The organism is Polynucleobacter sp. JS-JIR-II-c23, assembly GCF_035011225.1.
Classification (GTDB): Bacteria; Pseudomonadota; Gammaproteobacteria; order Burkholderiales; family Burkholderiaceae; genus Polynucleobacter.
Window position 1 is genome coordinate 899,451 of the sequence record NZ_JAYGQT010000001.1, and the last position, 13,165, is coordinate 912,615.

Below are 13,165 nucleotides of genomic sequence, written 5' to 3' on the forward strand. Positions count from 1 at the left end.
CTCATCCTCTATCTTGCTTCTGGTGATAGGTATGGTCGCATCCTCAATGCTGAGTGCTCAGCCCTTGAGTGGTCCACCTGTGTTTGATCCCTATCTTCCCGGAGAACTCAATGAACGTGCACTGTATGCGTTGAAGGAGCAAGATATCTCTACTGCAGTTATCCTGCTGGAGAGAGCATATCGCTTAAATCCGCATAGCCCTGACATTAAGGCTAACTTAGAAGCAGTTCGAAAGATTTCTCAAGAAAAGAATCCCATTGAGATCAATGGCGAGGTTGTTTATTTAGATGCACTTGGTAATTCAGTCAGCACTGATAAAGTGATAGATATTCCTGCGCTATGGCAGGAGTCTACAGCTAAGCCGAAGCCTTAGTTATTGGTTTCGAATAAATTCCAATTGATGTCGTTGGAGCGGAAGTAGTACGAGGCTCCAAACTTCATAATCACTGAATCTTCATTCTCAGCCACAAAGCGTGTACTCGGCAGGTTTTTTAGATAAATCTCTGCACTTGGACTATTAGCACCAAAAGGAGCTTTACCCACAAACTTGGAGATTAAGTCGGAAGCAGCCAGGTAGCTAGTCGGCTGTTCGATGATATTTGTCTTCACCGGGGCATCTGCTTTACCAGTAAACATGATTCCTACAGGAATGTTGGTTACATTCGGGCTTGGGATTTCACGCATACCCACGATCTCATTTTTGTTTCTGCGAATCGCTGCACCATGCTCAGGAATGAACACAATCACCACTTGTCTACCAGAGCTATTAACCTTGGCATAAAAGCGATCAATATCACTCAATAATTTACGTGCTCTGCGAGAGTAGGTCTCGACGCTGTTTTCTAGCTTGCCACCATCTAGCGCACGATTACCATCATGCAATGAGATTGTGTTGTAGAAAAGGGCGACCCGTTCATTAGGGGACTTCATGCGGGCATCCCACCAATTGGATAGCACGGAGTAGTCGTCATAAATTTGCGAGCCATCAAAACCTCTTAAATAAGGGGTAGCTTGCGTGTTGTCGAACAGCGGGGCAGACATACCGCCTTCATTTCGGATTTCCTTCAGGAGGTCGCCGTATTTACCATCATGATTCAAGGCCAACTGAACTTGGAAGCCTGTTTTATTGAGATTGTTAAATAACAGGGAATCTTCAACGGCAGGCTTATATAAATCGCGTTGGTCCTGTTGTCCACGACTACCACGCAATAGGCGAATAATCGATGGCCCACTGTAAGAAGAGGCCGAATTAAAGCTTGTAAATAAATAGTGGAAGCGCTGGAACAGCGGATTGTTATCTTCTTTAATGTACTTAAGGTCATCCCAAGCCAGGGAGCAGACATTAATGACCAGGACATCGAACGGAGCACCGCTGGCCTTTTGTGAACGGTTAAAGGCAGTACGAGATGCTTCTTCAATGAAGAAGCCATCAAGCGATTCGGTGAGCGCTGTATCACTAGGCAGGCCAATGACTTGGCCATCAGCATCGTAGGCTAAGGAGGGCATGGTCGCCCCCAGTGGAAGCAGGGTGCTCATGATTGCTATTGACGCAATGGTGGTCATTCTGATCTTCTTAGAAAGAAGGAAGTAAACAATATAGAGCCCCAACAAGATGGCGATTACTCGCCAATCAAAAATTCGGGTTAAAAGTTCAAGGTAATACTGATAACTAAAATCGAGTAACTGGCTAATTTTAGGGATGATATTTCGAAGGGGTGGCAGCGGGCTATCAAAATAGAGAATAACAATAGCAAGAGGCAGTGCTACCCATTTGCGAATTCGTAGCAAGGTCGGATTAGCATGGGAAAAAATTAGAAATAGTGCAAAAGCAGCATTAACAAAAAAATGGAAATGAATATAACCTGTATAGAACAGGATTATTTTGATAATGAAATAGAAATTCCAAATTCCCATATTACTTTTTGAGATCCTCTAAAGCCATTTTGGTAAATAAAGAAAGCATAGAAGAGTAATAGCCTTGGGACGGGTTATAGCTGGGTAATGGGGTTGAATCTATATTGGGGTAAGCAAGCGTTATAGCTGCAATACTATAAAAGCCTGCAGATGCATTGTACGTTGCCATTTCACCGGTATTCACGTTTACCCAAGCTGGTAAGAGCGGTTTTCCAGCAAAGGCGCCCCAGAAGTTTTGAAAGGGCTTAATCGTGGCGGGAGTGGCTTGCTGACCCCAGACAAGGTAAAGAGGTATGCGCACAGCGTTGTATCCAAATTGATCGCCATCCACAGGGCTGATATTCTCGCCCTCCAATTGCAACCAGTCAGGTGGTAGTTGCCATTTACCAAAGCGGGCTTCTCGAATGAGCTGTAAACCCGTTGTCCTTAATTCTTCCCATTCCGGTGACGGATCAAGCAAAGCAAGATCGGCAATAGCAGGGAAGACCCAGTAGGAGAGGTTGAGTTTCAGGCCTTCCGGCTTTTCAAAACCTATTGCACCAGGAAGTAAAATAGTTCCTTTGCTAGTTTTACGCAAAAGCTTTGCTCTAATGGATTGACTAATTTGGATGGCTGCAAAAAGATAACTAGGCTCATTCCATTTGCGATATGCACGCGATAATGCCCAGGCAATAAATAAATCACCATCGCTAGCATTATTCATGTCATTAATACCCACCTGTGGAGACCAACTCCAAGCAAACAATTTATCATCACGCACTTGAAGATTGCGTTGTGTCCAGGTCCAGATTTGGGCAAAGGTGGCCGGGTCATTATTTTGTTCTGCATGTAGCAATGCCATTCCTTGACCCTCGGTATGGCTAATACTATTCTGGCCGACATCAATCACTCGACCATTCTCAATAAATGCAGATTTAAATTGAGCCCAGTCTTCGCTATCAACAGCATGTGCTGGGGAGTGCAATACAAGAGCAATACTCAAAAGCCAAAACCGGAGAAGGGTGCGCCAGGTCATTGAGGGATTGAATTTAGGTGAACGATAGGCTGGCAATTGATTATGATTAGTAATACTGACTAATAAGGTACATTATGTATTACCGGCATTTAATTAGCCTATTTTATTTAGATATTTCATGCAGTTAGCAAACCAAACATTTTACTTTGCCATATTCATCGTCCTAGTCGGTCTGATGGGCCGTTTCTTAGCAAACCGGGATGACGATCGTGCTCAATTTAAGGTTATCTATTGGCCAATAGGCCTGAGCTTTTTAGCGGCCTCCATGTTGGGTTATGCCACCGCTCCATGGGCTGGCAAGATCGTTTTGGCCTTGGCCAATATCTTCCTCATTGCAGGCGTCGCCAACATTTCTTTATTGTTCAGCGTTTGGAACGGGGCACCAAGGGATTCAAGCAGACTGGTTGCTCTTGCCTTATTTGTAATTGCCTCTTTAATTTACGTCTATCTACACTTTTTTGGAGAAACACAAGACCGCATTCATTTAATGAATGTTGCGCTCATTATCTTTTGTATTTGGCAGATCGTATCTTTAAGTCAGCTCTTAAAAAAAGATAACGCTTATCAAATTAAATTATTGCTTGGGGTTGAGTTTTTCCAGCTTTTTGCCCGCATCATTCGATCGCTTTTGGCGCTTGAAGAGATAGCTCACCCTGGAACCTTGTATCAAGAAGGCGGCCTGGCTTTTGCCATGCGTATAGCTGCAATATTGTCGATTGTCACAATTTGTATATTAATTACCAACTATTACCTCGAGAAGCTCTGGCATGAATATCGCAGGAGCTCGCATGCCATTGAGGATGGGATGCTCAATAGCCTAAATGCGCTATCCATGGTGAGGGATAACGAAACCGGCAATCATATTCTGCGTACTAAAAACTATGTACGTGCTTTAGCTGAAAGATTGAGGTCAAGCGGGGCCTATGCGGACGAGTTAACTCTAAAAGCAATTGAGAACATCGTGAAGGCTGCACCATTACACGATATTGGTAAAGTCGGAATCCCCGATGAAATCCTAAAAAAGCCGGGGTCGCTGACCGACGATGAGTGGCAGACCATGAAAACCCATGCTAATTTGGGTCGTGAGGTTCTCAGTGCCGCCAAACTCAAAGATGCAAAGAACACCCATGTCTTGGATGCCGCAATTAAGATTGCCGGAGGGCATCATGAAAATTGGGATGGCTCAGGCTATCCATTGGGACTAAAGGGCGATGAGATTCCCTTACCAGCCAGGCTGATGTCCTTAGCTGACACCTACGATGCCTTAGTAAATGAGCGGGTTTATAAAAAGAAGTGGTCCCATGAAGAGGCTTGTTTAGAGATTGCTCGGCTAAAAGGAATTCGCTTTGATCCGCGCATTGTCGAAGCGTTCATTCAGGAAAAAGATAATTTCTTGAAGATCTCAGAGTTGTATGGAGACTCTAAATGACGATTAGTTTTGAGCCGAGCTCTAATGTTCGCCGCAACTCTCGCCTTATTTTGGGCGCCTCTATTATTTTGGCAATCATCTTCATCATCAATGCAGTAATTTCAGGGTATTTGCTACGCCGCAATACAACCGAAGATCGTGCGGATCAACTCGCCACTTTGACATTAATATTGGCCGAGCACACTTCGCAGATTATTTTTTCGGCCAATACTGTTTTAAATAGTATTGATGATGTGGTTTACGCAGCAAAAATTGAAGATGAGAAAAGCTATCGCAAGTTCACATCAAATAAAAATCAGTTTGAGCTGTTGGAGGAAAAGACAAAATCTAATTCTATTTTAGATGTCACTACTTTTGTGGCTAATGACGGTAAAGTCCTTAATTTTTCCCGCTCCTATCCTGCGCCTGAAATTAATCTGGCAGACCGAGATTATTTTGTCTACTTGAAAAATCACAATGATCTTGAGACTTTCTACAGCGCTCCCGTCCAGAATAAGGGGAACGGTAAATGGGTTTTTTATTTGGCTAGGCGCGTCAATGGTGCGCACGATGAGTTTCTGGGTATCATTTTGGTGGGCGTCTCCGTTGAGGTCTTTTCCTCTTTGTATGAGAGGCTAGGCTCCAACTTGGGTGATGGCGCAGCGATAACTCTTTATCGCCAAGACAAGACTTTATTAACTCGTTGGCCACTAGTTGAAAATCTGATAGGTCGTGTCAATACTAATGACTTGATTGAGCAATCTTTAGGTGCAGCAGCAGACGGTAACGGTGTGATCTTTACATCCAAGACCGGCTTTACTCGGCAAAATACGTCCCCGGTCGAGCGCATGATTTCCTACAGAAAAGTTACCGGATATCCATTCATTGTTGGAGCCGTAGTCCCTGAGACTTTGTATTTGGCCAACTGGTATAAGAATGCGACGGGTGGATTAATTGCTACCGTTTTGAGCATCATCATCCTATTTATTGGAACCTATTTTCTGTTAAGGACTTATCGGCGTAATGCTGAGAACCAATATCGTGCGCATCACGATGTTCTTACTAGGCTACCCAATAGAACCTTATTCTCTGACCGCCTTTCTTATTCCCTGGCTAATTGCAAGCGTAACCAAACTAAATTGGCACTTCTTTTTACTGATTTAGATAATCTTAAAACGATTAATGATGTCTACGGCCATCTCGTAGGAGATGCAGTCCTAATGCAGGTTGCCGAAAGAATACGAGCCTGTTTACGAGATACTGATACTGTAGCCCGTCTCGGCGGAGATGAATTTATTGTGCTTTTACCGGCTGTTGGTGATGAGAAGAATGCCTTAATGGTTGCTGAAAAAATTCGATCTTCTCTCATGATGCCGATGACAGCGGATGGCATGACTGTAAGTACAAGCGCAAGTATTGGAGTGGCTTTATATCCCGATCATGGATCTAATGAGTCTGATTTAATGAACAATGCTGATATGGCGATGTATGAGGCTAAATCTAGCGGGCGAAATACCATTCAGGTATTCAGCGAGAAAGTGCTTAAATCAGTTTTCAAAGATATCTCATAAGCTCAATGCTGGGTGGATTGGTTATGGAAAAATTTGAAACCTATAAAACCCTTTTAATCCCATTAATCAGCCTTGGTTTCTTATTCATAGGGCTTAGATCAACTCCAAGCCAAAGCGCGCCCACTTCAACTATTCCCACGGTGCAAATTGGAAGCCTGATCTGGGATCAAACGGAGATGAATATTGCCGACGTGAAGACGTACGTGTCATCCACAGGTTTTATGAGTGTCGCAGAGCAGAAGGGTGGCGGATTATCTTATGAAGCGGGCTTTATTCAAAAGCCAGGCTGGACTTGGAAAACCCCTTATGGTTTACCTGCAAAAGATGCAGAGCCAGCAACGCACCTCAATCAAAAAGAAGCCGAATCGATTTGTCGCTATTACGGTAAACGTTTGCCAACGGATGCCGAGTGGACGAACGCTGCATTCTTGGAACAAAGAAATAATCCGCCAGCTGGATACATAAATGGTCAGCGTTATCCCTATCCAGGCGGCGCAAATCCCTCGCCTTCTCATTGCCTTAGCGGTTGCGGTGACTATAAAGGTCTTGCACCAGCTGGCGCCCTGAACCGCGGAACTGGCCACGTGATTACTGGCTCAACCAAACCTGGCGTCAATGGCATGTATGACATGGGTGGGAACGTTTGGGAATGGACTGCTACAGAGCGCAATGGCGGCTACATCACTCGTGGAGCATCGTGGTGGTATGGTCCTAATAGACAGCAAGAGAGCGATGTGGAATCCAAGCCTGGTGATATTGCCGTGGTTTATATCGGATTTCGGTGTGTAGCCGATGCCGTGAAACAATAGGGAATGACTAATTCCGCAGTAGATTCTTCTGAAATTGAAATTACTCCCGATTACCAAGCGGTAATTGAGGCCATTGAGCGTCACGATCCTTATATCTTCGTTAGCGGTAAAGCGGGCACTGGTAAAACGACCCTAATCGGCTATTTACGAGAAGCCATACCTGGCAACGTTGTGGTAGTTGCACCAACAGGGGTTGCCGCGCTTCAGGTTAAAGGAGTGACCATTCATTCCTTCTTTAGATTACCTCCGCGACTCATTTTTCCTGAGGAAGATATCAAGCCGCTGCGCGATAAGCGCCTTTATAAAGATATCCGCTTGCTCATCATTGATGAGATCTCGATGGTGCGTGCGGATGTCGTGGACGCAATGGATTTATTTCTGCGCGAGAACGGGCCGCAAAAAGGCAAGCCCTTTGGCGGCATTCAGGTGATGTTTGTGGGGGATTTATTCCAGCTGCCACCAGTAGTTTCTAGTTCTGACATGCAAGTCCTGTCAGAGCGTGGTTACGAAGGACCTTATTTCTTTTGCGCTATGGCCTTGCATCGCAAAGATGTCACGATGGTAGAGCTCTCTAAGATCTTCCGTCAAAAGGATGAGCACTTCGCAGGCTTATTAAATCGCATTCGAATTAATCATGACATTGATGAGGCTCTCGATACTCTAAATGCACAGTGCTATCGCAAAGATGCTGAGATAGATGAGCAGACCATTACTCTGACCACTACAAATGCACGAGCAGATCAAATCAATGGTGCTGGCTTGCGCGCAATTACCGTTGAGGGTAAGGTCTACGCAGGTCAGTCAACGGGTAAATTTAATATCGACGAACGCAATTTACCTTCACCCAATAATTTAGTGCTTAAGGTAGGCGCTAAAGTCATGTTCACCGCAACGGATCCTGGATTCCCTAAGCGCTGGGTCAATGGAACGATCGGCGTAGTGCGTGAGTTGCTGCCAGATAAGGTGAAGGTGATGGTGCAAAACGGGCCTTATGCAAATACAGTGGAAGTAACAGGCCATCAGTGGGAGTCTTATCGTTACGATCACGATATGATGTCAGGAAAGATATCTCCCAGCATCATTGGCACTTATGTTCAGATACCGCTCATGCTGGCTTGGGCTGTAACGATTCATAAGAGCCAGGGCAAGACCCTTGACAAGGTTAAGGTTGATCTCTCATCAGGTGCATTTGCCTCGGGACAAGTCTATGTTGCCCTAAGCCGGTGTAAAACGATTGAAGGTATTTCTCTACAGCGGCCGATTGAGCCCAGAGATGTGAGCTGCGATCAGGAGATCAAGCGTTTCTATTTGAATTGCTTGCCTTCAAAATAGGGCCTTAAGCCGCCTTCTTGATTCTTTTGATTGTATTTAGTTTTGGTTTTGCTGCTTTTTGCTTTTCAAGTGCCTCACTGGCAATCAGCTTAAATTCTCCCTCAACAAACCTTTTTAAGGCTTCGCGCATAAGAGGCTGGTAACCCATGTCATATTTTGTGCCTAAGAGCTTATAGGATTCAATCAAGTCTTTTTCTAGGCGAATGGAAATCATCTGCAGACCTAGAGCATCATCAATTTGAGATCCTCGTTTTTTGTCTGCTGCTCTAGCGTGCTTAATATCTCTACCCAAATCACCACTCTCCCAGACATCGGCGGTATTGTGATTTTTTACCTTCTTCATTTTTGCGATCATTACTTTCCTTGCTTGCAAGTTTTACGTTTCGCCACTTCTATGGAAGCGACACTTTTAGTAAGGTATTGATATTATATTGTATATACGAATTTCTGTTGAATTCGGTGGAAATGCACTTTTTAGGTAAATCATTCCATTATCAAATACAAAAACCACTTTAATTAATATCCCACGATCATTTTCTGATATAAACCATTCAGTTGGCGGTTCTGTTAGATGATTTAGCCTATCATCTAGAAGGTAAGAGCGTTGTCTATTAATAAAGCATTGCTCAACATCGCTGCGGCTTATGCCGTGCTTTAGTTCCAGCTTTCCCTGGATTGCTGGGCTAATGATTAGATTTTGCATGCTCTTACCTTAAATATGTATATACATATTTTATCAAAAAGGTATACCTACAAAAGAGTGGGGGGTATGAATCTCCTCACTAGAAACACAGGAATTTATTCCAGAAATTCTGCGTAGGCTTTTTATTAAAATTGGAATGTCATCCAACTATTTCTATTTTCATGAAAAATGAATTCAATGATCAAGACGGGCATGTAGACCAAGCAATTTTATATGCTAAACGTCTAAAGCTAACTAATAAGAGAGTGCGATTAGGGTGGTACGAAAGTGCTAAAGCTATCTCTATGGATGGCGATGATTTGCTTCTCAGTGAATTTTTAAATCTAGATGGGGAAGATCTGGATTGGTAGATTAGCTACTGACGAGGTAAATTCACCATCTTAAAACCCAGCTGCCAATCCATCTCTACGGTGATCGCTGCCAGCAATAAAAGCAGAGTCGGCATCTTCTGAGAGCTTGGCAATTGCTTGTGCGCTACCAAAGTCCAAGCTGTTTGCTGGTTGTACAGCAACCTCATGTCCTAGTGCTTTCAATCCATCAACCACGCTCTGGGGCATTGCCGCCTCCACAGTGAGCTTGCCCACATCATCAATCCGCCAACGTGGCGCATCAGAACAGGCTTGTGGATTAAGGTATTCATCTACAAAGCGCATCACGAATTGAATATGACCTTGTGGTTGCATATTGCCACCCATCACACCAAATGCCATGGTAGGTTTGCCATCCCTAGTGAGGAAGGCTGGAAGAATGGTGTGGAAAGGGCGCTTACCCGGGGCAACTTGATTGGGGTGCCCATCTTCTAATCTAAAGCTCATGCCACGATTATGAAAAGCAATGCCACCTGGGGCAACCACTCCAGAACCAAAGCCTTTGAAGTTAGATTGAATATAAGAAATCATCATGCCGGATTCATCTGCGGCGCACAAGTAAACAGTGCCACCAGAATGCGGATCTCCGGGCCCATAGCTACCAGCCTTATTGTGATCAATCAAAGCCGCGCGACTAGCTAAGTAATCTCTATTTAAAAGAGAGCTCACAGGCATTTGCATGGAGCGTGCATCAGAAACGTAGGCATAGACATCTGCAAAAGCCATTCGCATGGCTTCAATTTGTAAGTGAATACGTTGCGCTGAATTGGCTGGGTACTGCTTCACATTGGCTGCCTGCAAAATACCTAAGGCAATTTGAGCGGCGATACCAGATCCGTTTGGCGGAATTTCATGGAGAGTGTAATCACCATAATCGAAAGCTAAAGGCTCAACCCATTCTGGCTGGTTATCGGCGAAGTCTTGCATAGTGAAGCAACCACCAGTAGCTTGCGCAAAATCCACCATACTCTGTGCAAGGGGGCCTTTATAAAAAGACTCGCCTTCTGAGCTGGCAATTTCTCTCAGAGTCTTAGCTTGCGCAGGATATTTCCAGATTTGCCCAGCTTGGAGTGCTTTCCCATCAATTAAAAATGACTCTACAAAACCAGGTTGGTTCTTAAGGATAGGAATAGCTTCGCGCCATTGGCGTGCAATGACTGGCGAAACCGGAAAGCCATTCTCTGCATAGTCGATCGCACGTTTAAATAATTGTGCAAAGGGTAGCTTGCCAAACTTTCTGGAGAGCTCAATCCAGCCAGCAACCATGCCGGGGACAGTGACCGTATTCCAGCCAATGAGGTCCATCGCAGATTTACCAGCAAAATATTCTGGCTTCCAGGCGGCAGGGGCTCGGCCAGAAGCATTTAAGCCATGAATCTTCTTACCATCCCAGAGAATTGCAAAACCATCTCCACCTATGCCATTCATCGTTGGTTCAACTACAGTCAGTGTGATTGCGGTTGCAAGCGCAGCGTCAACTGCATTGCCACCATTTTGCAGGGCTTCAATGCCTGCTTGAGTGGCAAGCGGTTGAGAGCTCGCAACAGTGTTTTTAGCTAGAACAGGGGCGCGACTACCAAAGGGGGGGGATATCAACATAAGTGCTTATCTATTTAACGGCTTAATCTATTTTAACATTCGCTGACTTTACAGCCTTATCCCATTTGCTGGCTTCACTTGCGGTGATTTCATACAATTTTTCGGAATTTGCAAACTGAGGATGAATACCTTGGGCTGCCATACGCGCTTTGAAGTCCGGATTCGTGAGAATTTTACGGATTTCTTTTTCTAATTTTGCAATGATTACTGGAGAAGTTCCTTTGGGAACATAAACTGCATAAAAGTTTTCCACATCAAACTGCTTCATGCCATCTTGTCCGAGGGTAGGGACATTAGGCATTAAAGGAGAGCGTTCTGCTGCGGCAATCGCAATCGGGCGCAGCTTGCCACTTTGAATATGGGGCAATGAAGCGGTCACGCTATCAAACATCATGAGAGTATTGCCTGCAATCAAATCAGGCAAAGCAAAGCTGCTGCCCTTATAGGGGATATGCGTTCCCGTTGCTCCAATACGCTGCATAAACAAAGTGGATTCCAAGTGGGAGAGGCTGCCATTACCTTGGGATGCATAATTAAAGTCACCCTTTTTAGACTTGATGAATGCAATGAGTTCAGGAAGATTTTTTGCTGGAACACTTGGGTTCACCACAATTAAATGCGGAATTGTTCCAATTAATGCAACTGGAACAAAATCTTTCTGTAAGTCAGCCGGAGGATTTTTAAATAGGGCTGAAGAAATCGATTGATTTGTCAGCGCACTAATGTTGATGGTGTAGCCATCAGGGGCGGCTTTAGCAGCGGCTTGTAAGCCAATCATTCCACCAGCGCCAGGTTTATTTTCGACAACGATGGATTGACCCAATGCTTCAGCTAAAGGCGCGGTCACACTACGCGCAAAAATATCAGTAGATCCGCCTGCAGGAAAGGACACAATCGCAACAATCGGTTTTTTAGGCCAATCTGTATCGGAGGCGGCAAGAGCCAAGTTACTTAAAGTCAACAGTCCTAATGAGCCAAGGATGAGAGATTTAAAATAGTGCATTTAATGATCCGATAGTGAGATGAGTAATATAGTATTGGAAATTCAGAATCTAGTTTTAAAAAGATCAAATAGAGAGACGCATGACAACATTGAACAAAACAAGCGGCGGAATTGATATGTCAGCTTATTGGCTGCCATTCACACCTAACCGCTACTTTCAGCACCATCCGAAGATCATGCAGTCAGCAAAGGGAGCTTACTACTTTGATGATCAGGGTCGTAAGCTATTTGATGGTTTATCTGGGCTGTGGTGCTCTCCATTGGGGCATGCTGATCCACGTATTGGTGCAGCGATTCAAAAGCAGTTTGAAACGATGGATTATTGCCCTGCATTTCAGATGGCCAGTGAGACAACTTTTAGCTTGGCTAGTCGAATTGCAAAGATGGCGCCGGAGGGATTGGACAAAGTATTTTTCACTAACTCTGGTTCTGAGGCGGTTGATACTGCATTAAAGATCGCCATTGGTTATCACCGTGTAATGGGCAATGCATCCCGTATTCGACTGATTGGACGAGATCGCGCTTATCACGGTGTTGGCATCGCTGGTATATCGGTGGGTGGTATGGTCGCCAATCGCAAAATGTTTGCCAGCATGATGATGCCTGGTGTCGATCATTTACCCCATACGCTCAACCTTTCACAGATGGCTTTCTCAAAAGGGCAGCCAAAGTGGGGCGCCCATTTAGCAGAGGAGTTAGAAAGGATTGTTGCCCTTCATGATGCCAATACGATTGCCGCTGTCATCATGGAGCCTGTACAGGGATCAACTGGAGTCATAGTTCCGCCGGATGGTTACTTGCAAAAGATTCGTGAGATCTGTACTAAGCACGGTATTTTGCTGATTTTTGATGAAGTGATTACCGGCTTTGGTCGCTTAGGCGCAAACTTCGGCGCAGATCGTTTTGGCGTGACACCCGACATGATTACCTTTGCTAAAGGGATTACGAATGGTGTGATTCCAATGGGTGGCGTGATTGTGCGTGGAGATATTTACGACAACATTATTTCGAATGGTGGGCAAGAGCAAGCGATTGAATTTTTCCATGGCTATACCTACTCAGGTCATCCGATACCTGCGGCTGCAGGCCATGCAGTGCTTGATATTTTTGAGTCTGATGATTTGGTCAATCGTGCTCGAGCACTAGAACCTGTTTTAGAAGATGGACTTCATGCCCTAAAGGGCAAGTCAGGCATTTTGGATATTCGCAACTTTGGTTTATCTGGCGCTGTTGAGCTTGACCCTGTTCCAGGAAAACCAGGTCTACGTTCCATGAAGGTGCTGGAGGCCTGCATCGAAAGAGGTACTCTAGTAAGAGTGGCGGGTGACGCTATTGCCGTAGGCCCCCCATTTATTTCTAAGCCTGAAGAGCTCGAGTTTATGTGTAGCGTTTTAGGCGATGCTATTGATGAGGCGATGAAGGTTAATTAACCGCGTAAATATT

Annotated in this window: 13 protein-coding genes; 7 read left to right on the forward strand and 6 right to left on the reverse strand. The window is 44.7% G+C overall.

All coding sequences use genetic code 11. The features are described from left to right. The first annotated feature begins 31 nt into the window (after window positions 1-31). Complete coding sequence (locus VC159_RS04635) at window positions 32-373, forward strand: hypothetical protein (protein WP_323472894.1); 342 nt, start codon at window positions 32-34, stop codon at window positions 371-373. On the opposite strand, the gene bcsG is transcribed toward VC159_RS04635, so the two are convergent. Together bcsG and VC159_RS04645 are read right to left on the reverse strand one after the other, a co-directional pair. After that, window positions 370-1,914 carry a cellulose biosynthesis protein BcsG gene (bcsG, locus tag VC159_RS04640; protein ID WP_323472895.1) on the reverse strand — a complete coding sequence of 515 codons (1,545 nt, stop codon included), beginning with the start codon at window positions 1,912-1,914 and terminating at the stop codon, window positions 370-372. The two genes, VC159_RS04635 and bcsG, sit on opposite strands and share 4 nt — an antisense overlap. Before the next feature lies 1 nt (window position 1,915). Then, window positions 1,916-2,896 carry a glycosyl hydrolase family 8 gene (locus tag VC159_RS04645; RefSeq protein WP_323472896.1) on the reverse strand — a complete coding sequence of 327 codons (981 nt, stop codon included), beginning with the start codon at window positions 2,894-2,896 and terminating at the stop codon, window positions 1,916-1,918. Between the two features lie 151 nt (window positions 2,897-3,047). Between VC159_RS04645 and VC159_RS04650 the strand changes: the two genes are divergently transcribed. The 4 genes from VC159_RS04650 to VC159_RS04665 all read left to right on the forward strand — a co-directional run bounded on the left by VC159_RS04650 (window position 3,048) and on the right by VC159_RS04665 (window position 8,049). Further along, window positions 3,048-4,358 (forward strand): HD-GYP domain-containing protein, encoded by a 1,311-nt coding sequence (locus VC159_RS04650; protein ID WP_323472897.1) that lies wholly within the window; start codon window positions 3,048-3,050, stop codon window positions 4,356-4,358. After that, on the forward strand, window positions 4,355-5,908 hold the full coding sequence (locus tag VC159_RS04655; RefSeq protein ID WP_323472898.1) for a sensor domain-containing diguanylate cyclase: 1,554 nt from the start codon (window positions 4,355-4,357) through the stop codon (window positions 5,906-5,908). Before VC159_RS04650 ends, VC159_RS04655 begins: the two co-directional genes overlap by 4 nt. Before the next feature lie 176 nt (window positions 5,909-6,084). Then, entirely contained in the window at window positions 6,085-6,717 is a 633-nt protein-coding gene (locus VC159_RS04660) for a formylglycine-generating enzyme family protein (RefSeq protein ID WP_323472899.1), read from the forward strand. A gap of 3 nt (window positions 6,718-6,720) precedes the next feature. Then, complete coding sequence (locus VC159_RS04665; RefSeq protein WP_323472900.1) at window positions 6,721-8,049, forward strand: ATP-dependent DNA helicase; 1,329 nt, start codon at window positions 6,721-6,723, stop codon at window positions 8,047-8,049. Between the two features lie 4 nt (window positions 8,050-8,053). On the opposite strand, the gene VC159_RS04670 is transcribed toward VC159_RS04665, so the two are convergent. Together VC159_RS04670 and VC159_RS04675 are read right to left on the reverse strand one after the other, a co-directional pair. Beyond that, window positions 8,054-8,404, reverse strand: coding sequence for a hypothetical protein (locus VC159_RS04670; protein ID WP_323472901.1), 351 nt, complete (start codon window positions 8,402-8,404; stop codon window positions 8,054-8,056). 54 nt (window positions 8,405-8,458) lie between these two features. Further along, the gene (locus VC159_RS04675; RefSeq protein ID WP_323472902.1) at window positions 8,459-8,752 is read right to left on the reverse strand and encodes an ADP-ribosyl-(dinitrogen reductase) hydrolase; all 294 of its coding nucleotides are present in this window, start codon (window positions 8,750-8,752) and stop codon (window positions 8,459-8,461) included. Window positions 8,753-8,913: 161 nt separating this feature from the next. Here VC159_RS04675 and VC159_RS04680 point away from each other — a divergent pair, with 161 nt between their 5' ends. Next, window positions 8,914-9,102, forward strand: a complete 189-nt coding sequence (locus tag VC159_RS04680; RefSeq protein ID WP_323472903.1) for a hypothetical protein — start codon at window positions 8,914-8,916, stop codon at window positions 9,100-9,102. Between the two features lie 30 nt (window positions 9,103-9,132). Here VC159_RS04680 and VC159_RS04685 read toward each other — a convergent pair whose 3' ends face one another. Beyond that, on the reverse strand, window positions 9,133-10,719 hold the full coding sequence (locus VC159_RS04685) for a gamma-glutamyltransferase family protein (RefSeq protein ID WP_323472904.1): 1,587 nt from the start codon (window positions 10,717-10,719) through the stop codon (window positions 9,133-9,135). A gap of 22 nt (window positions 10,720-10,741) precedes the next feature. Then, complete coding sequence (locus VC159_RS04690; RefSeq protein WP_323472905.1) at window positions 10,742-11,722, reverse strand: tripartite tricarboxylate transporter substrate binding protein; 981 nt, start codon at window positions 11,720-11,722, stop codon at window positions 10,742-10,744. Between the two features lie 80 nt (window positions 11,723-11,802). Here VC159_RS04690 and VC159_RS04695 point away from each other — a divergent pair, with 80 nt between their 5' ends. After that, the gene (locus VC159_RS04695; protein ID WP_323472906.1) at window positions 11,803-13,152 is read left to right on the forward strand and encodes an aspartate aminotransferase family protein; all 1,350 of its coding nucleotides are present in this window, start codon (window positions 11,803-11,805) and stop codon (window positions 13,150-13,152) included. The last annotated feature ends 13 nt before the right edge of the window (window positions 13,153-13,165 follow it).